This is a genomic window from Anaerolineae bacterium (assembly GCA_013178165.1).
Lineage (GTDB): Bacteria > Chloroflexota > Anaerolineae > Aggregatilineales > Ch27 > Ch27.
The window spans coordinates 52,840-74,874 of the sequence record JABLXG010000003.1 but is presented as its reverse complement, the minus strand read 5'-3'; the positions used below and the strand labels follow the sequence as shown (position 1 = coordinate 74,874).

The 22,035-nt window shown below is 64.6% G+C and carries 14 protein-coding genes; 7 read left to right on the top strand and 7 right to left on the bottom strand.

What is annotated here, in order from left to right:
• Positions 1-78: 78 nt before the first annotated feature.
• The 5 genes from HPY64_02370 to HPY64_02350 all read right to left on the bottom strand — a co-directional run bounded on the left by HPY64_02370 (position 79) and on the right by HPY64_02350 (position 7,307).
• Entirely contained in the window at positions 79-927 is an 849-nt protein-coding gene (locus HPY64_02370; protein NPV65973.1) for a carbohydrate ABC transporter permease, read from the bottom strand.
• A gap of 12 nt (positions 928-939) precedes the next feature.
• The gene (locus tag HPY64_02365; GenBank protein NPV65972.1) at positions 940-1,866 is read right to left on the bottom strand and encodes a sugar ABC transporter permease; all 927 of its coding nucleotides are present in this window, start codon (positions 1,864-1,866) and stop codon (positions 940-942) included.
• 99 nt (positions 1,867-1,965) lie between these two features.
• The gene (locus HPY64_02360; GenBank protein NPV65971.1) at positions 1,966-3,228 is read right to left on the bottom strand and encodes an extracellular solute-binding protein; all 1,263 of its coding nucleotides are present in this window, start codon (positions 3,226-3,228) and stop codon (positions 1,966-1,968) included.
• A gap of 90 nt (positions 3,229-3,318) precedes the next feature.
• Positions 3,319-6,096: a hypothetical protein gene (locus HPY64_02355; protein ID NPV65970.1), complete on the bottom strand. Its 2,778-nt coding sequence runs from the start codon at positions 6,094-6,096 to the stop codon at positions 3,319-3,321.
• A gap of 56 nt (positions 6,097-6,152) precedes the next feature.
• Positions 6,153-7,307: a hypothetical protein gene (locus tag HPY64_02350; GenBank protein NPV65969.1), complete on the bottom strand. Its 1,155-nt coding sequence runs from the start codon at positions 7,305-7,307 to the stop codon at positions 6,153-6,155.
• 239 nt (positions 7,308-7,546) lie between these two features.
• On the opposite strand from HPY64_02350, the gene HPY64_02345 reads away from it, so the two are divergent.
• Complete coding sequence (locus HPY64_02345) at positions 7,547-8,761, top strand: DUF455 family protein (protein NPV65968.1); 1,215 nt, start codon at positions 7,547-7,549, stop codon at positions 8,759-8,761.
• A gap of 23 nt (positions 8,762-8,784) precedes the next feature.
• On the opposite strand, the gene HPY64_02340 is transcribed toward HPY64_02345, so the two are convergent.
• Positions 8,785-9,924: a hypothetical protein gene (locus HPY64_02340; GenBank protein NPV65967.1), complete on the bottom strand. Its 1,140-nt coding sequence runs from the start codon at positions 9,922-9,924 to the stop codon at positions 8,785-8,787.
• Positions 9,925-9,985: 61 nt separating this feature from the next.
• On the opposite strand from HPY64_02340, the gene HPY64_02335 reads away from it, so the two are divergent.
• The 6 genes from HPY64_02335 to HPY64_02310 all read left to right on the top strand — a co-directional run bounded on the left by HPY64_02335 (position 9,986) and on the right by HPY64_02310 (position 20,847).
• Positions 9,986-10,672, top strand: coding sequence for a D-lyxose/D-mannose family sugar isomerase (locus tag HPY64_02335; GenBank protein ID NPV65966.1), 687 nt, complete (start codon positions 9,986-9,988; stop codon positions 10,670-10,672).
• A 231-nt stretch (positions 10,673-10,903) separates the two neighbouring features.
• The gene (locus HPY64_02330; GenBank protein NPV65965.1) at positions 10,904-12,499 is read left to right on the top strand and encodes a hypothetical protein; all 1,596 of its coding nucleotides are present in this window, start codon (positions 10,904-10,906) and stop codon (positions 12,497-12,499) included.
• 48 nt (positions 12,500-12,547) lie between these two features.
• Entirely contained in the window at positions 12,548-15,235 is a 2,688-nt protein-coding gene (locus HPY64_02325) for a hypothetical protein (protein NPV65964.1), read from the top strand.
• A gap of 11 nt (positions 15,236-15,246) precedes the next feature.
• Positions 15,247-17,343, top strand: a complete 2,097-nt coding sequence (locus tag HPY64_02320) for a hypothetical protein (protein ID NPV65963.1) — start codon at positions 15,247-15,249, stop codon at positions 17,341-17,343.
• On the top strand, positions 17,340-18,503 hold the full coding sequence (locus tag HPY64_02315) for a hypothetical protein (protein NPV65962.1): 1,164 nt from the start codon (positions 17,340-17,342) through the stop codon (positions 18,501-18,503). Before HPY64_02320 ends, HPY64_02315 begins: the two co-directional genes overlap by 4 nt.
• Before the next feature lie 13 nt (positions 18,504-18,516).
• The gene (locus tag HPY64_02310) at positions 18,517-20,847 is read left to right on the top strand and encodes a glycoside hydrolase family 65 protein (GenBank protein NPV65961.1); all 2,331 of its coding nucleotides are present in this window, start codon (positions 18,517-18,519) and stop codon (positions 20,845-20,847) included.
• On the opposite strand, the gene HPY64_02305 is transcribed toward HPY64_02310, so the two are convergent.
• Entirely contained in the window at positions 20,844-21,962 is a 1,119-nt protein-coding gene (locus HPY64_02305; GenBank protein ID NPV65960.1) for a Gfo/Idh/MocA family oxidoreductase, read from the bottom strand. The genes HPY64_02310 and HPY64_02305 overlap by 4 nt on opposite strands.
• Positions 21,963-22,035: the final 73 nt, after the last annotated feature.

Sequence of the window (22,035 nt, the reverse complement as noted above, 5' to 3'; positions counted from 1 at the left end):
GACCTGATTCCCGCCAGAACGCAGCGACCGGCCACATCCCATCTATGGCCGGTCGCTCGCTGATCGGGGGCAGAGGCGCTATTTGACTGCGCCGCGCGTCAGGCCGGAGACGATGGCCCGCTGCCCGAAGATGATCAGGATCACCACCGGGATGATCATCAACACGCTCATCGCGCTCATCCGGTCCCAGGGGCGGGAGGTGCCGATGGCCTCGCGCCCCAGCGAGATCAGGCCAACGCTGAGCGTCTTGGTGTCGTTGCGCGTGGCGAAGATCATCGGGTAGAGTAGCTCGTTCCAGGCATTGATGAAATTGATGATCAGCATCGTGGCCAGTGCCGGGCGCATGGTCGGCAGGACAATGCGGATGATCGTCTGCCACAGCGTTGCCCCGTCGATCAGGGCCGCTTCCTCGATCTCGACCGGAATCTGGTTGACGAAGGAGACCATGATCCACACCGTGAACGGCGTGACCAGGCTGGACATCAGGATGATCAACCCCAGATGGGTATTGTTCAGCCCCAGCACGTTGTACATTTCGCGGATGGGTACCAGCAGGGCGACCTGTGGCAGGGCAATGGACAGCACCAGCCCCAGGAAGACCAGATTACTGCCGGGGAACTTTAGCCGGGCCAATCCATACCCCGCCATCGCGCTGACCACCGTGGAGAGCAGCGAGCTGCCTATCGCAAAGATCAGGGAGTTGGCGTAGTACTGCCAGAATGGGATCGTCGCGATCATGTTCGGGTAATTTTCCAGCGTCAGGTTCTGTGGGAAGTAGCGCGGCGGTGTCTGGAAAATCTCGTAGCGTGGCGTGAAGGACGATACCACGATGAAGTAGAACGGGAACAGCATGATGAAGGCGAAGATCAGGAAGCCGATGTAGGTGACAATGCGCCCGCCGTGACGCCGCAAAAACTGGCCAACCATGCTATTTCCCCTTTACAGCGCGACCTGGACGCGCCGGAACGCGACCACGCCGATGATGCCGATAAGTCCTACGATGAGGAACATGACCACGCTGAGTGCTGAAGCATAGCCGTAATTCAGTGTGGCGACCTGCTGCTGGATCTGGTAGGCCAGCACGCTGGTGGCAAAGCCCGGCCCGCCGGAGGTCATGGCGTAGGGCAGGTCAAAAACGGCCAGCTGCCAGACCAGCATGAACATGCCGATGGTGACCGTCAGCGGCATGATCAGGGGCAGAGTGATGCTCCAGAACGATTGCCAGGCGTTGGCCCCGTCCACACGGGCGGCCTCATAGAGTTCCTCCGACACGCCCTGTAGCCCGGCCAGGATGGAGATGGCCACGAAGGGTGTGCTCTTCCATACGCTGACAATCAGGATGGCGATGCGCGCGCCAACCGGATCGATCAGCCAGCTGTAGTCGATTCCCAGCCGGTGCAGCAGGTCGGTGATCCAGCCGTAAGTGCCGTCGAACAGCCAGCGCCAGCCCACTGCCGCCACCACCATCGGGATGGCCCAGGGGATCAGGTTGATCGTGCGGGCCAGATTGCGCAGCCGGAAGCGGCTGTTGAGCAGCGAGGCAACCATGATCCCGAAGATCAGCTGGAACAGGGTTGAGCCAAAGACAAAGATCAGCGTGAATTCGACGCTGCTCCGCACCACGATATCCGAAGCGATCTTCTCGAAGTTGCCCAGTCCGACATACTGGCGCGGTGGAAAGGCCGGATTGTACTTCTCAAAGCTCAGGAAGATGGTCTGGACGAACGGGTAGAGGGTGGTAAACAGGCGCAGGAGGATCACCGGCGCCAGCAACAGTGCGGCTGCCACGTAGCGCCGCTGGTTAAGGCTCAGCCGCGATGTCTTGACGCGCGTAACAGCCCGCGAGTTTTCTGCGTTGGCGACCACGCCAACCTCCTTCCAGCCTGGACAAGATAGTGCAAGCCTCCCCCCTCCCGGCGGACTGAACCGGGAGGGGGGAACGGTCAACAGACGATGGAACCTACCCTAGGCGCTCAGGTCGGCCAGCAGCTGCTTGCCGAAGGCGAGCGCTTCCTGCAGGGTGGCCTGCTTGGTCAGGTACTGCAGCATCGCGTCGTCAACGGCGTACTGCGCCTCAGCAGCGCGTGGGTGGAACGGCCGTGGCTTGATCACATTGTTCTCGGCGTAGAGGCCCATGGCGTCCACGATCGGATTGCCGGTGCCGGCCATCGCGTTGAGGATGGAAGTACGCGGCATGATGAACCAGCTCTGGCCCTGGGCCAGCTTGGGGGCGACCTCATTGGAGGTGATGTACTTGATCAGCTCCTTGGCGCCATCGGGGTTAGGGGCCAGGGCCGGGACGCTGAAGCCCCAGCCACCCCACCAGCTGCCCGTCCCGGCGGGGCCAGCGGGCGGCAGGGCGATGGCGACCTTGTCCGGGCTGAACCATTCGGTGTTGCCCTCGGCCACGCTCTGGAAGAACGGCCACTGGCGCATGAACATGACCTTGTCGCTCATGTAGAGCTGGTTCTGCTGGTCGTAGTTCATGTTGAGCGCGTCGGGCGGCATGATCTTGTAGACATTGAGCATGTCATACAGGAAGTGCGCCGCGTGCGCCGTGCCAGCATCCATCTCAAAGACGTTCCCGCCCGTCTGGCTGGCCAGGTAGGCCACATAGACCCAGGTCAGGCCGCCGCGGATGATCGCGTCGGTGGTGGCCCAGACGCCATTGGCGGCATCGGTGACCTGCATACCGATCTCGGCCACTTCTTCCCAGGTCTTGGGCGGCTCGCCGAGCAGGTCCTTGCGATAGAAGAAATACCCCACGGCAAACTCGTGTGGCACGCGGTACAGCGCACCTTCAAAGCCATGCCAGATGGGGAAGGCGTCCCGCATGCCCTGGGGGAAGTCGTCCAGAGTTTCCTGCGGGATGATGTCATCGAGCGGCATCAACCAGCCCGCGCGGGCGAAGGCAACGGTGCCCTCATCCGGGTCGCTGACGACGTCCCAGGGGCTATCGCCGGCGGCGTAGGCGGTGCTGACTTCCTGCATGTGCTCCGGGCCGGAGGAAAGCCCTGGCTCCAGCTGCACGGTCAGGCCGGTGGCCGCCTCAAAGTCGGGCAGCACGGCCTTGATCGCGTCATGGGCAAAGGACTGAATCTTCAGCACGACGGTGTTCATCTGGCGACGATGGATGATCCCCGGCATGGGGAACTTGGAGGTGGCGACGGCGGCAGCGGCCAGACCGCTGGTCTTAAGAAATTCACGACGAGAAACTTTGACAGACATCTTGAAGCTCCTCCTTTTATACGGGCAAAAAGCGTTCATTCCGGGCGAAGCTCAGGTCAATTGACAGGCGTGCACCTCCTTACTCACAGGCTAACCCCGGGCAGGGCGCAGTTCGCACGTGACGATCTGGCCGCCCACCACCGGGATCAGCACAGTATGGCTGTTATCGGTTAGCTGCCAGGCATCCGGCCCCTCCGCCGGAATGACTTTGGCCTGGCGCTCCTCGTTGAGGTTCAGGCGGTAAACGGTTGCCAGCGGGCGCTGGCTGATCAGCCGGGCGGTTAGCGGGGAGTCGCCGGGGTGGTAGAAGCGCACGACCAGCCCCTCGCCGTCGGCGCTGGCCCGGATCGCGCTCACAATCAGCGGCGCGGGTTCCAGGGCCAGGAAACTGAGCGTATCCGGGTTCTGGCCGTCGCGCGGCCAGGGGATCGGCTTGACCACCTGGTTATACCAGTCCAGGTCCACGCCAATGAAGGGCATCTCCTTGAGTTCCATGCCCTCATGCGTGTCGGCGCGGGCGATGTGCAGGGGAGCTGTGTAAGCGGCGGCAAGACGGGCTACAGCCGTCCAGTCGCCGCTGTGGGGTAGGATGGCGTACTCAAAGATATGGTTGCCGGGGCACTGTGCGCCGGGCGTTGGCAGTAGCGGCCCGGCAGCGACGCGCCGGGTGCTGAGATCGTCGCGGGAAAGCCAGCCAACAGCCCGCAGCAGGGTCAGCGCGATCTGCGTCCCTTCGGCGGTACGCTCGACTTCCACCGAAGGCAAGCCGCGGTTGAGCACAGCCAGCCCGCGCCCGCTGTCGCTCAGGTCGGTGAAAGCCCGCTGATGCATAAGCGGGGTGGGGTCTTCCAGCCAGCCTTCGGAAGGCGGTAGGGCGATCTCGCGGGCGCTGACCTGGAAGGCGGCATCGACATAAGCGTGTTCTGGGCGCAGCGGTGTGGGGAAGGTGACCGTCAGTTTGTGGTCGCGGGCGGTGTTGGTGACGCGCGTCTCAATGTACAGGCCTGGCTGGTCGCGGTAGAAGGTCAACAGGGAGACAATCGGCAGGTCAACCAGCGTCTCCGAGCGGCGTTGCCGATCGGCGCTCAGCGCGGCGGGGAGGCGCAGCGTCTGGGTGACGCGGAAGCGGGCCAGCAGAGGGCTGTCCAGCACCAGCTCGATCCGGGCGGGTTGCCCGGCGGAGCTGTAGACCTCGCTGTTGGGGCACGGGCAATAGCTGTACTCATCCCCGGCATCGTCCACATCATAGAAGCGGTGCAGACCGGCGTAAACCATCCCGGTAGCCCGGTCGCGGATGGTCAGGCTGCCATCGGCAGCGATGCGGAAAGCCAGGTAAGCATTCTCCGCGCCATCAGGATCGACGCGCCAGAGGGTGCCGGGCAGGGGAGTCGTCTGGCCGCCGGGACGGGCGTAGACGGTGGTATAGCCGCAGGGCGGCGCTTCCACCCGGAAGGCGACATGCACCCGCCGCTTGCGGTTGGGCTTGAGCGTTTCCAGCCAGACGGCATCCTCGCGGCTGAGGACCTGGCAGGGGATCGGCTGGCCCTGAGCATCGTACAGGGTGAAGCGCTCCGCTGTCGGGTCGTCAAAGTCGAAGTCGATCGTTCCCTCGGCGACTTCCGTCCGTGTCCAGTTGAGCGGATTGTAGACCAGCACCGGCGTGCCCGTCTGGGCAGAGAAATCGGCGTGGCGGGCCAGCAGGCGCAGACTGTCCCGCACCAGGATATTCCCGATCTGCTCGGCCTGGTCAAAGCGGTAGAGCATTTCGTCGTGTACCTGGTCGATCCCGCTGCCGTAGATGTCATCGTGGGGGTGATTCTTGAGCAGCCAGCGCCAGGCCGTCCACAGTAGATCCTGAGTGCCAGCGGGTGGGTTGGCCCCAGCCAGGCGGGCGAAGGCGGTGAGCGGCTCGGCGTAACGCTCCAGCAGCGTTTCCACGCGGTGGTTGCGTTGCTTGAGGGTGATGCGGGTGGAATAGACGCCCTGCAGGATTTCGGCGTAGCGCCCCCAGCGGAATTCGCCGCTGAATTCGGGCAGCGGGACGCCGGAATCGCGAACATCGCGCAGATAGTCGCTCAGCGTGCCCATGCGGAAGTCAACATCTGGGAAGGCGGCGCGGGCGCGGGCGACCAGTTCCGGGATGCGCGGCTCGGCTTCGGCGTGATCGATGCCGTTCATCAGCAGGCGGGCGGGGGTGTGGCACAGCCCTTCCAGCTTCTCCAGCGCCTGCCCGACCTGCTGGAGAGCCATCTCCCAGTCGAAGGCCATCTGCGAGGTATCGCCCCAGCGGATGGGATAACCGACATTGGACAGGTTGTGGTAGCCCCAGGGCATCCAGATGCCCAGCACACGGGAGCCATCCCGGGCAACCCACTCAAATTCGGCGCCGATGTGGTCGGCTTCCGCGCCGACGCCACGCCAGAAGATCGCCGAATCGATGCCAAAGCCGCGGAAGACCTGGGGCAGCTGGGCGATGTGCCCGAAACCATCCGGGACATAACCGACCTTCATCACCCCGCCATAAGTCGCGCCCATACGGTGACCGATCATCAGGTTGCGGATGAGTGCCTCCGGACTGACCAGGTATTCGTCCGGGAGCACGTACCACGGCCCCACACTGATCCGTCCCTCCCGCGCCAGGCGCTGCAGGATATCGGCGCGCTGCGGGCGCACTTCCAGGTAGTCTTCCAGGATGGAAGTCTGGCCATCCAGCATAAAGAAGCGGTAGTCCGGGTTCTGCTCCAGCAGGTCAATCAGCCGGTCGATCAGGCGGACAAGGCGGGCGCGGAATTCCTGGAAGGTGACGTACCAGGCGCGATCCCAGTGCGTGTGAGGCACAATGGTTGCCGTGCGACGCGTGCTGCTCATGGGCATGCTTGCTCCTGGGGGCGGCGGCTCTCCGGCCGGTAAACGCGCAATAAGCCTTAATCGTGATAGCGCCCGTAAAGTTCGGCGGCTTCGGTCATGGCGTTGATGTTTTCCAGCGGCGAACCGGGCGGGATGTTGTTGCCATCCTGGACGATATAGCCCCGGTAGGGGGCCAGCTTCTCAATGGCGATACGGGTTGCTTTCCGAACCTGTTCCGGCGTGCCGCTGTGGATCAGCATCGGGTCGATGTTGCCGATCAGGACGACACGCCCGCCCATCACTTCGGCAATGCGATCCAGGTTGACCTGGTAGCCGAAGCCCTGCAACTCATGGATCGCCAGATCGTCGCGGAAGATCTCCAGCAGGTGGTCGGTCTTGCCACACATGTGCAGGGAAAGCCAGCCGTCAAAGTGGAAGCGCAGCCGCTTTTCCTCCGGCAGGACCAGGTCGCGGTACATCTCCGCGGAGAGGTTAACCGCCAGGTCATCCGTCCAGGCAAAGTCGCGGGTCGGGAGCTGTTCTTCTTCCCAGCAGAAGTCCAGGTATTCGATCAATTTGTCGGTGATGATGCGCAGCAGTTCGCGTACAAAATCAGGGCGCTCATAACAGGCGGTGAACAACTCGGTCTGGCCCATCAGATCGCCGGCTATGCCAAACGGCCCATCAGATGTGTGGGTCAGGGCAGGGTTGGCGCCGGGGTAGAACACCTCCCCGCCGAGGAAGCGGACGGGGTAACGCTCGGCGACGGCCATCATCGCCCGGCGGTAGGCGATCTGGCGGGCGTTGATGCCGCTGTGAATGAAGTCCATCGCTTCCAGGCGGGCCAGGTCTTCTTCCGTCTTGACCCAGCCCGGCCCGACCCAGGGGATGTCGTCGTCGGGGAAGATGATCTCGCAGCCCAGGCTACCGGCCTCGAAGGTGTTCTGGAAATCCGTCCAGGCACCGACCCACGCCCCGGTGATGCTGTAGGCGTCGGTGCGCACATTTTCCATCAACCACTTCTGGCCCAGAATCTGGGTGCGCAGCATGGTTTCGGGGTCGCGGTAATAGTCACGGAAGCGGACGCCCACTTTGGGAATCATGAAGCGGTGGGCGATGGCTGGGATGACCGGCACACGATCCGGCTCCTCAAAACGCTTGGTTTTGGTGACCCGCTCTTTGCGGGCAGCCAGCTCTTCCACCGACACGCCAATCTCAATCACTTCGGCCATCAGTCACTCCAGGGTGGTGCGGTCAACAGGCGGCTGCCGGATTGTCTAGACATGGCGGCGATGGGGGGCGGCGCGCCTGGCGCGTTAACGCGGATTCCCAGGCCGTTATGGAGGCCGGAAGAGCGGGTGAAAGGCGTGATTGATCCGGCAAGCCGCATAAGCTACAATCAGTATAATCACATCCCGCTAGTTTGTCTATACACATGGTGAAGATTGAAGGTTATTGGAGGAAATTGTTCATGGAGACCCAATCCCGCCTGACCATTGAGCAGAATGTCCTGGTGTTGAAGCGTTATGCCTTTCTGGAACGCAGCCTGACGCGGACACTGGCCGGCTGGCTGGCCGGCGTGCCGGAATGGGAAGCCAAGAACCAGATCGGCCTGCACATCTGGGAGAGCGCCGACGCTGCCGAAGCATTGCACGCTCGCCTGCGCGAGTTACGCGCCCACAACTTCGAGCGCGGCATCAGCGATGGGTTGCATACCCTGGCCCGCGAACTGGACTGCGCCGCGCATACCGCCGACCTGATCGCCACCGCCTACCTGGTGATCAAGAAGGCATTGCTGGCCGCCTACCGCGCCCATACCGGCCTGACCTGGGAAGCGTTCGACAATCCGACGGTCAAGATTATCCGCGAGAAGTTGATCGAGACGACGGAGAAGCAGGTCGCCTGGGCGGAGGCATTCTTCCCGGAAGTCGCGGCGCGTTACCCCGGCTGGGAAGCGTGGCAGGCGTATATCGCCGGTTTGCTGGCCGCTGACGGCGGCGTGACCGGCGCGGAACCGCGCCAGCAGCCGCCTGCTCGCCCGGCAGGGCATGCCCTGCTGCTGCCCTGGAAGGAATGTCAGCGCATGCCCGGCTGGCCGATCTTCGACCCCGATACGGATATCGAGCCGGACCGCCAGGCCGAGCCGGAAGCGCACCGCCTGTGGCGCTTCAAGCACTACCTTAATGAGATGACTGCCGCCGAGACACTGGCTTCCGTGCTGTGGATGACGCCGGAAATGCCCTGGGAATTCCACTACAACGTGGCCCGTCACCAGTGGGATGAGGTGCGCCACAGCCAGCTCGGTCAGCTACGTGTTCAGCAGCTTGGCCTGCAGGTTTCGGAGGTGCCGCAGGTTGTCCAGATTTACAACGTCATGATGACCCTGCCGGCGGTCGACCAGTATGCGCTGCTGACCACTGTGATCGAGCCGAATGGCATGCCGGAGAAGGTGGCCAACCGCGAACACTGGGAGAAGATCGCCGACGAAGTCTCCGCCGCTGCCGTCAGCTACGACTGGAGCGATGAGAATTTCCACATCCGCTGGGGGCAAAAGTGGACGCCCGTCCTGCTGCAAACTTATGGCTACAACGAGACGCCGGAGGCGATCAAAGCGCGCACTGAAGCATGGTTGCTAGAGAACACGCCGGTCAAGATGCAGAAGCGAATGGCCACGGGCGAGTATTAGATCGTGATTGCCCGCCGGTTCCGTCAGGATCGGCGGGCCTCCACCGCTTCAACCAGGGCGCGGGCCTCGGCCTCGCTGGCGGCGTTGACCATCAGAAAGACGCCGCGCGTGCCAATGGCGTCCAGCAGGGGCAGGACTTCATCCGGCTGGACGTTGATCGCCTGGATGCTCTTGCCGGCGTCCAGGATGCGCCGGTACAGGCCGTACCATTCCGGGGAGCCGCCCTGCGGCGCGCTGACCTGGGGCGTCCATTCGATGGCGTCCAGCGCCTCGATGCTCAGCAGCGCATCCAGGTGGCGGAAAGCCTGCGTGCCGTCCAGATGGTACATGCTGTAGTCCAGCCAGGCGCATTGCTCGACCAGGTAGGGGACGACGAACTCGGCGAACATCTCCGGGGAGATCATGACACAGGCGTCACATTGCACTTTGGCCGTGCGTCCTGGCCCCCAGATGCTGAAGGCGGAGAACACGTTGCCGCCCCAGGGCGTCTGGACGATCTCATACAGCGCCTGGAACGCCTGGAAGTAGGCCTGGTTGATCTCCGCCAGCCGCTCTTTGACAAACGCCGGGCGCTCGACCAGATCCAGCATCAGGCGCTGCGTCTCCCGCAGGGAGGCCAGGGTGTCCAGATTCTCGATCAGGTCGGGCATGCTGACCAGAAATCGCCCGGCGCTGATAGCGACCCCGGCCTCCGCTACAGCTTTCTGGCGCAGGAACCAGGGGTTCTGCGGGTCGAAGCGCAGGGGGGGATGGCGGTCAGGATCGGTGATGCACGGCGCGTACCAGACGGTGTCCGGGGCGAAGGATGGCTCCGCGCCGAGGAAGGTTGCCAGGTTGCCCGGGCCGATGTTGGTATCGAAGAAGGGGAAGGCATCCCCGCCGAAGTAGATGCCACGCAGGTAACGCTCGGCCAGGCGCGCCCGGCGTTCGGCGTTGAGCCAGGCGTCGCGCAGGGCGGCATCATCAGGGTAGATGGCGGTGGGGTCCAGGCCGCCCATCAGGTAGTAAAATGGGGCCTGGGGATTGCGCGTATCGCGCTCCGGGCTGGAATCGCGGGGGGCCAGAACATGCAGCACCAGGCCCTCGCGCCGCCACCAGGCCATATAATGCTCGCGGATGCGGTCCCAGTCCGCTTTCCAGAAAGTGTTTGTGCTGTCTGCCATCAGGCTTTCCAATCATCGGTGCAGCGGGCGGTACCCGCGCTCAACAGGAGGAGAAGCACGCATGAAGCGGTCTGAAATCAACACCATCATACGTGAAGCCGACGCCTTCATCAAGGCGCATGGCTTTTATCTACCGCCGTTCGCCTACTGGTCGCCAGATGACTGGCGGCGCAAAGGGCCTGAAGCCCGCGAGATTGTGGCCCGGCGGTTGGGCTGGGACATCACTGACTTTGGATTGGGCGACTACACCCACAAGGGGTTGTTCCTGTTCACTATCCGCAACGGCTCCCCGGAGAATCTCAAGACTGGTAAGGGCAAGGTGTATGCGGAGAAGTTGCTGATTGTCGGCGAGCAGCAAATCACGCCGCTGCACTTCCACTGGCTCAAGACGGAGGACATCATCAACCGCGGCGGCGGCAGACTGCTGATCCAGCTCTATAACAGCACGCCTGAGGGGGCGCTGAGAGACGACGATGTGACAGTGATGATCGACGCTGTACCGCGCACCGTCAAAGCGGGCGGCACGGTGGCCCTTGAGCCGGGCGAGAGTATCACGCTGGAGCCGTATTGCTACCACCAGTTCTGGGCGGAAGGTAACCGCGTGCTGGTGGGCGAGGTGTCTTCCGTCAACGATGACGCCACTGACAATCGCTTCTACGAGCCGATCGGTCGCTTCCCGGCGATTGAAGAAGACGAGCCACCGCTGTACCTGCTGGTCAACGACTACGAGAAGTATTACCGCGGCTAAAATGGATACCGGGCAGTCTAAGTTGTCTGGATCGGCCTGATTGTCCATCCGTTGCAGGCAGTAATCAAGGGGAGCGCTGTCTTGACCGGCGCTTGCTTCGCGTTATAGTGGATTGGCCAGGAGGCTGGACAAATTGTCCGGGTTTGTCTATTCATGCCGGGTTGACCACCAGGCGCTACCCGGCCCTGCCGACCGGGCTGGCCAGGTCGGCCCCCTAAAGGCGCGTAAACCATGCATCTCTACAGTTTTGACCTTCGCGATCCAGTTTTTGAACTGGGAGGCTGGCAGCTTTCCTTTCAGGTGATCACCCTGGAAAACCTCTACGGTCTGGACCCGGCCCACACCACCCTTGAGGCGACCGACGACGGCTGGCGGCTGGTTTGCTCCCGGCTGAGCTGGGCCGGGCAGCAGCAGCACGCGCCGGGGTCGCTGGAACTGGTCGCCAGGCGAGGGGAGGGTGATCGGCTTTTGCTGAATATCCGGGCTACCGCCCTGCACAAGATCCGGGCGGTCAAAGTGCTGATCCGCAACCTGCCTGTTCTGCGCCCGCTGGATATGCTGGATCACCCCCGCGATCTGCCTGAGGGTGGGCTGATCGACGCCTATCCCAACCCGTTGCGGCTGCCCCTGTTCTTCGGCCTGCTGCCGGATGGGACGATCATCGGCGCGCGCAACGAAGATCCCCATGCCCGCGCCAAGCGGTTCGCTGTATGCCGCGAAACCTTTGGGCCACTGGCGGGCACGTACACCGTCGAATGCCTGCATGAAGAAGATGCCCGCTGGTTCGACACCCAGATCGATGTGCCGCTGTGGGTGCTGGATCGGGACGTCGATGTGTCCGCCTTCCGGCAGGAGCAGCTGGCCTTTGACGAAGCCGAACTGGGGCTGGCACCCTGGGAAAAGCGCGGGGATGTTCCCCGCTGGGCGCGGGACATCCGCCTGTGCCTGACGATTCACCAGATGCACTGGTCAGGCTACATCTTCAACACCTACGCCCAGGCCCTGAACATCATCCGCTTTGTGGCCGAACGGATCGATGGCCGCCATGTGCTGGCTTACCTGCCGGGCTGGGAGGGCCGCTACTACTGGCAGTATGGCGATTACCGCCCGGAGCCGCTGCTGGGCGGTGGGGATGGTTTTGCCCGGCTGTGTGAAGGGGCGCGGGCGCTGGGCGTGCATGTCATGCCCATGTTCGGCGTCAACTGCGCCAATGCCTGGGCGCCGAACTTCCATACCTTCGGCCCATCTTCCTACATGAAGTCGGCCACCCGTAACACCTTCTGGGGCAACCAGCCGGACTGGGACCTCAAACGCACACACGACACCGGCTGGCAGGCCTGGCTGCATCCTGGCGCGCCCGCCTGGCAGACCGAATTGACGCGCCAGATACGGACGCTGGTTGAGCGTTTTGGCTTTGACGGTGTCTTTCTGGATTGCACTGAGGTCTGGGTCAACGACCCGGACTTTAATATGCGCGAGGGACTGCGCCAGCTCATCGCCCGGCTGCGGGCCGGGCATCCGGAACTGCTGGTGGCCGGGGAAGACTGGTATGACGGTCTGCTGGCCATCCTGCCGGTGTTCCAGCAGACGGCTACCTGGCGGCAGGTGCCGGAGTGGGTCGGGCGCTACGCCCGGCTGATCGGCCACATCTGCGACGGCGATCCGTCGCGTAACAGCACCGGCGTGCATGAAGCCGGTTGCAGCCCGTACGTCCGCCTGCCGCAGACGGAGACGTACATCCCGACGCTGACGTTTGTCGACGGCACGCTGGAAGCGGCGCAGCCGGAAATCGAAGCGGTGATCGCCCAGGCCGCGGCGGGAAGCTAGCCCGGCGCCCCGAGTACGCCGGAGACTGCATGAGGGAGATGTGGCGCGATGAGCGTGTGGCATAATACGCTGGCCGAGACCTTGCCGCTGGATGGCGAGTGGCACTTTAGCCTGGCCGGGCAACAGGGCACGATCCGGGTACCCGGCTGCTGGGAGGCGCAGGGCTACCCCCGGCGGGTTGATGGCCCGGCAATTTACGAGCGGGAGATCGTCGTTCCAGCAGCGTGGGCCGGGCGGCAGGTGCAGCTTCAGTTTGAGGCGGTCAGTTACGATATCGAGGTGACGATCAACGGCACCCCGGTCGGGAGGCATAGCGGCTCGTGGGCGCCGTTTGCCCTTGACGTGACCGCTGCGCTGCGCTTCGGCGCGGCCAACACGATCCGGCTGATCGTCTACAAGCAGGGTGAGCGCTTTCCACTGCGGGAATCGCTGGCCGGCTTCCTGCCGGATGTCGTCATGATGTTCGGTGGGGTGTGGGGATCGGCGCGGCTGGTGGCTTTCCCCGGCCCGGCGCTGAGCGACCTGCGGGTGCTGGCCGAGGTGGAGAGCGGGCGCATCCGGGTCACAGGCGCCGTCACAGGCGCGGACATAGAGGCCGGTCTGCGGGCCAGCGTCCAGGTCACCCATCCTGACGGGCGGGTAGTCGCGGTGTGGTCTGGTTCGCCGGTGGAAGGGCGGCTGAGCGCCAGCGTGGTTGTGCCGGATCCGGTGCGCTGGGAACCGGCAAATCCGGCGCGCTACACGGTGGCCCTCCGGCTGGAGGATGGGCAGGGGATGACTCTCGCTGCTGCCGAACGGCGCGTTGGCTTCCGGGCCTTGACACGACAGGGCGAGCAGCTGCTCTTCAACGGGCAGCCGATCTGCCTGCGCGGGGTGCTCAACTGGGGCTGGTACCCGGAAGTGCTGTGCCCCGCTCCGGAAGAGGCGGCCATCCGCGCTGAGTTCGCCCGCGTCCGCGCCCTGGGCTACAACCTGATCAAGCTATGCCTGTTCGTCCCATCGCGCCTGTATTTTGACCTGGCGGACGAACTGGGCATGTTCCTGTGGCTGGAACTGCCGATGTGGCTGCCGGAAGTGACGCCCCGCCTACGGGAGCAGGCCCCCCGCGAATACGCTGAGATTCTCGACGCAGTGCACCACCATCCATCGGTGATCCTGTACAGCCTGGGTTGCGAACTGGGGCATAGCGTTGACGCCGAACTGCTGGGGCGGCTGGATGGGATTGTGCGCGGTGCCACCGGGGGCGTGCTCGTCTGCGACAACAGCGGCTCCGGCGAGGCTTACGGTGGGCTGGCCTTTGACTTTGCCGATTTCAACGACTATCACTTCTACTGCGACCTGCACTACTTTGAGCCGCTGGTTGATCACTTCAGCCGGGATTGGCGGCCCCCGCGCCCCTGGATCTTTGGCGAATTCTGCGACGCCGACGACTACCGCGACCTGGGCGAGATCGCGCAGGCGTTCGGCGGGGAATTGCCCTGGTGGTTCACCGAATGGAATCCCCTACATCCCAAGACATTTGTTGGCTACCCGGCCCAGCAAGAACGCATGAAACGACTTGATCTGGAGCTGGACGACGCGGCGCTGATGCGCCTGTCGCGGCGGCAGTCGTTTGTCGTGCGCAAGACGATCCTGGAGAAGGTGCGGGCGCGAGCGGGCATGGGCGGCTACGTGGTCACCAGCATCCGTGACACGCCGTTGGCCTCCTCCTCGATGTTCGATGATCTGGGCCGCAGCAAGTATGACCCGGAAGCCTTCCGCCAGTTCAATGCGGATAGCGTTTTGCTGCTGGGGCGGGGACGGGCGCGGCGCTGGACGCATGGCGGCGACCGCCCTGCGCCTTTCGAGCCGTACAGCTTCCCTGCCGGGCAGTCCGCCGGACTGGAGATCATCCTCGCCCATGCCGGGCCGCCGTTGCCGGGCGGCCGGCTGGTCTGGGAGGTTGTCGACGCGGCAGGGAGGCATATCAGTGGCGGGGAGGCGGCGGTGAGTGGCCCGCTGACCGGCGGGCGTCCCCGTAGCATCGGGCGAGCGGTTTTTGCCGCGCCGCCGTCCGAGCGCGCTGCGACGCTGCGCCTGCAGGCGTCATTCACGCCGGAAGGCCGGCCAGCGATACGCAATAGCTGGCCACTGTGGATCTTCCCGGTTGTCAGCGCGTGGCCGGCGGGACTGGGCGTGCTCGATCCGAATGGCGCTCTGGGCGGGCTGGACGATCTGCTGGAGGTTGCCCGGCGTGTAGAGACGCCGGACGCCGGTCTGCGCGTGCTGATCACTGATGTCCTGACGGACGACGTCCTGAGCTTTGCGCGGGGTGGTGGGCGCGTCCTGCTGATCCAGCAGGGCGACCGTCCCCTGCCAGCGCGGGCCGTCCCCTTCTGGCGCGAGGGGATCGCGCTGATCGGGGATCATCCGGCGCTGGCGGCTATGCCCCACGACGGCGTGCTGGATCTGCAATTCTACGGTCTGGCGACCGATTGGGTGCTGGATACAGCGCGCCTGGCCGAAGTCCTGCCCGACGCGGCAGAAGTCCGCACGCCGCTGCGCCGCCTGGACGCCCGCCAGTTTGATGTGACGGATTACCTGCTGGAGATGCGGCTGGGCGCAGGACGGCTGGCGGCGACCACCCTGCGCTTTCAGGGCGGGCTGGGCGACCAGCCAGTCGGCCTGCGGGCACATCTGGCCGGGCGCTGGCTGCTGCTCGCTCTGCTAAAGCACCTGGCACACAGCGACGCCTGATCGGGGGAGCAATGCCACAGGTACACATCAACGCAAAGCGTGTATGGGTGGGCGAGCAACCCCATGCCCTGCTCAGCGGTGAGGTGCATTACTGGCGGATGAACCCGCGCCTTTGGCCGGAAGTCCTGCGCCGTGTGCGGGAGATGGGCCTGGAGGGTGTGGCCTCCTATGTCTGCTGGGAGCATCACGAGATCGCGCCGGGGCGCTTTGACTTCCGCGGGGAAACGGCGCCAGAACGCGACCTGACCGGCTTCCTGGAGATGGTCGCGGCGGAGGGGCTGTGGTTGTTGCTACGCCCCGGCCCCTACATCTACAGCGAATGGCGCAACGGCGGCCTGCCCGACCGCGCCGCCCGCTACCACCGGTTGCACCCGGAATACCGGGCGGCGGCCAGCGATTACATGGCGGCGGCGACGGAAGCCATCCTGCCCTATCTGGCGACGCGCGGCGGGCCGGTCATCCTGTTCCAGGCGGAAAACGAGCCGGACCCCTGGCCGCACATCTACGAGGGCCAGCTTGGGCTGGGGCAGACGCCGGGCCTGTTCCAGGACTATCTGCGGGAGCGTTATGGCGGCGATCTGGCGGCGCTCAACACCGCCTGGGAGGCCGATCTGCAGCGTTTTGAGCAGGCGCGGGCTGTTCTGCAGCCGGTCATCCCCGGGCGGGGCTACCTCAACCGCTACCTGGACTTCTGCCGTTTCCGCATGTGGTGCACCGCTGAGGCCGTCCGTTGGACCGTTGAGGGCTACCGCACCCTGGGTGTTGACGTGCCGATCCTGGTCAATACCTACACCAATTTTGGCATCCAGAACTGGCGGGAGCTGGAAGAGCTGGCCGACATTGCCGGGCCGGACCTCTACCCGGCGGATGGCTTCCGCCTGCGTCCGGAGGAATTGCGCCAGTTCCTGCATGTTCTGCGTTATACGCGGAGCTACTCGGCGCTGCCATACATCCCGGAATTCGAGGCTGGCATCTGGCACGGCGGCCTGGACTATACCGGGTCGATCACACCCGGTCATTACCTGCTGGCGGCCTGCGCCGCATTGCTGGGCGGGGCGGCTGGCTGGAACTGGTACATGCTGGCCAACCGGGATAACTGGCTGCTCAGCCCGATCAACGAGTTGGGCCGCCCACGACCGGAACTCTTTGAGGTCTTCCAGCGCATTGTCGCCCTTTTCCGGGCCATCGACCCGCCTGCGCTGGAGAAGCTGTGCGCCACGGCGGTCACCGTCGACCCGCTGCATCAGACCGCCCGCCGTCAGGCCGGGGATGGCCGCCTGATCGATGGAAGCGATCGCCTGCTGGACGCGCTGCTGGCCGCCGACATCGACTATGACTGCTGCGACGTGGAGACCGGCCAGGTCACCCGCTCGCTGCTGCTTTACGCCGGGGGCGACTGGCTGAGCGCCGCCGCGCAGGAGCGCCTGCTGGCCTATGTTGAGGGCGGCGGGACGCTGGTGTTCTTCCAGGATTTGCCTGTACGGGATGAGACGCTTTCCCCATTGAACCGGCTGGGCCTGCGCCTGCCGGAGCGCATTCTGGGGGCCGGATACCCGCAGCGACTGGCCGTTCACCTGGGGGATGGCGAGCCGGTGACGCTCAGCAGCCCGGCTTTCTTCGCCTACGGGGATGTGCCCGGCGAGCCGATCGTTGCCGAGCGCATCCCGGATGCCCCGCCTGCCGGGGATGAACTGGCCCTGCATATCAACCTGCTGGTGGGGACCTCCTACATTGTCGGTTACCGCCAGCGGCGCGGGGCGGGCAGCATCATCTGCCTGGGTCTGGCGCCGGGGCCGGAATTACTGGTGGCTCTGCACCGCTGGCTGGACGTGCCCCTGTATAGCCGGGCGCGCACGCCGGGCGTCGTCACCGCCCTGTTCCAGGCGGGCGAGACGCGGGTGGTGATTGCCCTCAACCTCAGTGATGAAGATCGAGATGCGGCGGTGTGGCTACACCCCGCGCCATTCGCCGGTGGTGCCTGGTGCGCCCATGATCTACTCGGCGGTGAGGCGCTCCTGGTTGACCCCCAAAGCCCGGAAACGCTGTTCGTGCATCTACCTGCCCGCAGTGGCACTGTCGTCAGACTGGAGAAGGAGACTCCCGCATGAGCACTATGACCCCCAAACAACGGATGCTGACCGCCCTGCAGAGGGGCGTGCCGGATCGTCTGCCGGTGACCACCCACCACGTGATGGAGTACTTCCTCAAGAAGTACATGGGCGGCATCTCCACGCAGGCGTTCTTTGACTATTTCGGCTTCGATGCCATCACCTGGGTGCTGCCCTTCAAGGCGGATACCGGCAAGGGCGATTACCTGGTCCGGCGCGACGGTGAGACCTGGGAGGATGCCTCCGTCCAGTCTGACCGCTGGCGCATCTCGGAGGAGGAAATCCCTGGCCAGCAGTACCCGACCAAGCGCTATACGATCACGACACCCAAAGGTAAGCTGACCTGCACCCTGCAGAGCAACGAGCAGACTTCCTGGCTGACCGAGTACGTTATCAAGCAGAAGTCCGACATCGACCTGATCGCCGAATACGCACCCGCGCCGCTCTGTGATGTGGACGAGGTCAACCGCGTCGCCGACGAATTCGGCGAGCGCGGGCTGGTGCGCGCTCACATCCCCTGTTTTGACGTGTACGGCCAGCCCGGCTGCTGGCAGGATTTCACCTGCATGGTCGGGACGCAGGAGGCCATTCTGTACGCCTATGACGATCCGGCCTGGGTCCATACCGTGCTCAAGGTGCTGCAGGAGCGCAAGCGGATCTTCATCCGCTCGCTGGCCGGGGCGCGCTATGACCTGCTGGAACTGGGCGGCGGCGCGGCCTCCACGACGGTGATTTCCCCGCGTATGTTCGATGAGTTTGTCGCGCCCTATGACGCGCCGCTGATCGAGGAAGCGCACCGGGTCGGCCAGCGCATCGTCTACCATACCTGTGGTGGGATGATGCCCATCCTGGAACAGATCGCAGCGATGAACCCCGACGCCATGGAGACCTTCACTCCGCCCAGCATGGGCGCCGATGTTGACCTGGCTGAGGCCAAGCGGCGCATCGGCGACCGCGTGTGCATGATCGGCGGCTTTGACCAGTTCCATTTCTTTATCGGCTGTACACCGGAGGAGACACGGGCCGAGGTTCGACGTTGCTTTGAGGCGGCGGGTGTGGGCGGTGGCTACATTCTTTCGCCTTCCGACCATTTCTTCGATGCCGATCCGGCCCTGTTGCACGCCTTTGTCGATGAAGCGCAGCGCTGCGTGTATGGCTGAGGCAATCTGAGCGATGGCTTACACGTATGACTTTGAGGATGGCTGGCGGATCCGCGACCGGGCCGGCTACAGCGCCGATGACGAGGTCAGCAAGGCAACCGTCTTCGCCCTGGCCAACGGCTACATGGGCGTGCGCGGCGCGCCGGAGGGTTTGCCGCCAACCCTGCCGGGCGTGATGGGCCACACCATCAATGGCCTGTACGACTCGCCCACCGGCGACATCCTTGACCGGGAGATGATCAACCTCCCGGCCTGGACGCCGCTGGCGCTGGAAGTCGATGGGCACCTGCTCGGCGTAGACAGTCCCCTGCTGGAGGACTATGTCCGCACGCTGGACATGCGCAGCGGGCTATTGTTGCAGCAGGCCCGCTGGCGGACTCCGGAAGGCGTAACCGTGACGCTGGAAAGCGAGCGACTGGTCAGCATGGCCCAGCTGCATCTAGGCGCCATCCGCTGGCAGCTGCAGGCTGACGCCCCCTGCACGGTGACAGTGCGTTCGGCGGTGGACGCCGATGTCAACAATCGCTTCGCCGGGACGCATTTCGCAACGGTAGATGTGCTGCCGGAAGGCATCGCCATTACCACCATTCAGGAGCGTTACCGGGCGGCCGTCCTGACCACCCTGGCGCTGGAAGGTGGCAGTGACATCCGCCGGGAGCGCACGGCGACCGACCGGCGGGTGGAGCAGGTTCGCACATTTCGCCTGGCGGCGGGCGAACCGGTGGCGCTGACCAAGCTGGTCGCCGTCTATGACAGCCGCTTTTCTGAGGGCGATCCGGTCGATCTGGCCCGCCGGGAACTGGAAACAGCCCAGGCGGCAGGCTACGCGGCCATCCGCGCCATGCACAGCGCCGCCTGGGAAGCCCTGTGGGCCTCCTCAGACGTGGTCATCGCCGGGGATGAAGGGGCGCAGATCGCCATCCGCTTTTGCCTGTTCCATCTGCTGGCCAACCTGCCGCATTCGGATCGGGTCAGCGTTTCGGCGCGGGGCCTGCAGGGTCAGGATTACTGGGGATCGATCTTCTGGGATTGCGATATCTACGTACTGCCGTTTTACATCTACACCCAGCCGGACTACGCCCGCCGCAGCCTGCTCTACCGCTACCACACGCTGGACGGCGCACGGCGCAAGGCGCAGGGCCTGGGCTTCCGGGGGGCGTACTACGCCTGGCAGAGCCAGGAGACCGGCGACGAGACCTGCGCTCTGTATGTCTTCACTGACCCGCGCACCGGCCAGAAGCTGCGTAGCTACTTCGCCGACGAGCAGATTCACATCTCTGCCGATGTGGTCTATGCCCTCTGGCAGTACGTCCGGGCGACCGGTGACCGGACATTCCTGCGCGGGTATGGGCTGGAGATCATCGGCGAGGTGGCGCGTTTCTTCGTTTCCCGTGCAATCTGGAATGAAGCGGCTGGGCGCTATGAATTGCGCACGGTGCTGGGGCCGGACGAGTACCATGAACGGGTGGACAACAACGCCTACACCAACGCCCTGGCTCAAGACTGCCTGCGCATCGCCCTGGCGGCGCTGGAGCAGACCCGCGCCGACGACCCGGCGGCTTACGCGACAGTCTGCGCCCGGTTGGGGCTGGACGCTGACGAGATCGCGCTATGGGAACGGGTGGCGGAGCGTCTGTATGTTCCGGAGCCGGACCCGCAGACCGGCGTGATCCCGCAGTTTGACGGCTACTTTGCTCTGGAAGACGCCCCGCCGGATCAGGTTCGCGCCCGGCTGGCTCACCCCGATCTGCATCCGGGCGGTCCGCACGGCCCCTTCCAGGCGACGCAGGCCATCAAGCAGGCAGATGTTGTGCTGCTGATGTACCTGTGGCGTGACCGCTACCCGGAGGCGATCAAGCGGGCCAACTGGGACTATTACGAGCCGCGCACCGCCCACGATTCCAGCCTCAGCCCGATGGCCTATGCGCTGGTCGCGGCGGACGTGGGTCGGACGGAATGGGCCTACCGCTACTTCCTACACACGGCGATGATGGACTTGCTGGGGACGGGGCCGCATTGGAATCTGGGCGTCCATACGGCGGCGATGGGCGGCGCGTGGCTGGCGATCGTGCATGGTTTCTGCCGCCTCGATCTACGCGAGGACGGCGTCTACCTGACCGGCTGGCCGGTGCTGCCCGCCGCCTGGCGAGAGGTGAGCTTCAGCTTCCTGTGGCATGGCCGCCGGGTGCGCTTTTCGACCGACGGCCAGGTGACGACGCTGATCGCGGAAGATGAGCCGGTGCCGGTGATCTACCCCGGCGGGCAGGCGGTTCTGGAACCGGGGTGGGCGTTCTTCTTGCCAGGGCGCGGCAACAGGGACAGCCAGTTCGCTGATCCCGACTAGCCCAGGCCGATCTCCGCCAGCAACGGCGCCACGGCGACCGGCCTGCCGCTGCTGGCGGAGCGCCGGGCTGCCTCCATGACGCAGACGGTCTCCAGCCCTTCGATCAGGTCGGGCGAGTGCGGCGTGCCTTCCAGCAGGGCGCGGGCGAAGGCATCGGCGTAGTTGGCAAATTCGCCGTAATGCATCCCGTGCACTTCATTGTTGAAGTAGTAGGCCCGCTTGCGGTAAAGCGGGTCTTCGATGATCTGCGTCCCGTCCGGCGCGGTGTGCAGGTAACGCATGTCGTGGTACTGAGCCAGGCTACTCCCGGCGGAGCCGTAGAGCATCAGCTCGATGGCGTTGCGGGCGGAGGGCAGCTCGTGCAGCCCGTAGTGGCCCAGCACACGCCCGATCTGTCCACTGGCGGCCTTCAGGTTGACAGTGTAGATGTCAAAGGATTGCACGCCGTACCGCGCCGCCAGGGCGCTGCGCGTCCCGTAAGCATGCACCTCAACGATCGGGCCGAGATACCAGCGGGCTAGATCGAGGGGATGGCTGACGCCCAGGAAGATCCAGTCGGTGCTGGCGACGGCCCAGGGGCTTTTAGCGTAGTACCAGTCCATGCGGTGGATATAGTGGGCGTCCACCATCTCTACCGCGCCGATCTCGCCGCGCTCGTAGGCCTGGCGCTGGCGGATGAACGGCTCGAAAAAGCGAACGCTCTGGCCGACCATCAGCCGCCGCCCCGTGCGGCGACTGGCTTCCAGCACGCGGCGGGCATCTTCCAGGCTGTTGACCAGCGGCTTGGTGCAGATCACGTCCTTGCCAGCTTCGAATGCCTGAATAATGTGCTGGCCGTGTAGCGCGTCGGGCGTATAAATAGCGACCACATCCACGTCCTGGCGGGCCAGCATGGCCGCGTAGTCGGTCGTATAGAACAGGTCGGGGGCCAGCCGCCGGGCTTCCGCCAGCTTTTCCGGGCGCAGGTCACAGCCAGCGACAGCGCGGGCATACTGCGTGCGGGGGACGGCGGCAGGGTTCTCCCCGACCGGCGGCGGCTCCGGCAGGTTAAGGGCGACGAGCAGGGTGCGCCCTTCGTGCAGGCCCAGGATGCCAATCCCGATAGTGCGGCTCATCGCTTTTCTCCTGATCAGCGCAAGGGGGCACAGCTGGCACGGATGGGGAGGCCGGAATTACAGGCACAGTTAT

Bases quoted from the DNA above. Each gene is read 5' to 3' on its own strand.
- HPY64_02370 (NPV65973.1), bottom strand. From the start codon at position 927: ATGGTTGGCCAGTTTTTGCGGCGTCACGGCGGGCGCATTGTCACCTAC.
- HPY64_02360 (NPV65971.1), bottom strand. From the start codon at position 3,228: ATGTCTGTCAAAGTTTCTCGTCGTGAATTTCTTAAGACCAGCGGTCTG.
- HPY64_02355 (NPV65970.1), bottom strand. From the start codon at position 6,096: ATGAGCAGCACGCGTCGCACGGCAACCATTGTGCCTCACACGCACTGG.
- HPY64_02350 (NPV65969.1), bottom strand. From the start codon at position 7,307: ATGGCCGAAGTGATTGAGATTGGCGTGTCGGTGGAAGAGCTGGCTGCC.
- HPY64_02345 (NPV65968.1), top strand. From the start codon at position 7,547: ATGGAGACCCAATCCCGCCTGACCATTGAGCAGAATGTCCTGGTGTTG.
- HPY64_02340 (NPV65967.1), bottom strand. From the start codon at position 9,924: ATGGCAGACAGCACAAACACTTTCTGGAAAGCGGACTGGGACCGCATC.
- HPY64_02335 (NPV65966.1), top strand. From the start codon at position 9,986: ATGAAGCGGTCTGAAATCAACACCATCATACGTGAAGCCGACGCCTTC.
- HPY64_02330 (NPV65965.1), top strand. From the start codon at position 10,904: ATGCATCTCTACAGTTTTGACCTTCGCGATCCAGTTTTTGAACTGGGA.
- HPY64_02325 (NPV65964.1), top strand. From the start codon at position 12,548: ATGAGCGTGTGGCATAATACGCTGGCCGAGACCTTGCCGCTGGATGGC.
- HPY64_02320 (NPV65963.1), top strand. From the start codon at position 15,247: ATGCCACAGGTACACATCAACGCAAAGCGTGTATGGGTGGGCGAGCAA.
- HPY64_02315 (NPV65962.1), top strand. From the start codon at position 17,340: ATGAGCACTATGACCCCCAAACAACGGATGCTGACCGCCCTGCAGAGG.
- HPY64_02310 (NPV65961.1), top strand. From the start codon at position 18,517: ATGGCTTACACGTATGACTTTGAGGATGGCTGGCGGATCCGCGACCGG.
- HPY64_02305 (NPV65960.1), bottom strand. From the start codon at position 21,962: ATGAGCCGCACTATCGGGATTGGCATCCTGGGCCTGCACGAAGGGCGC.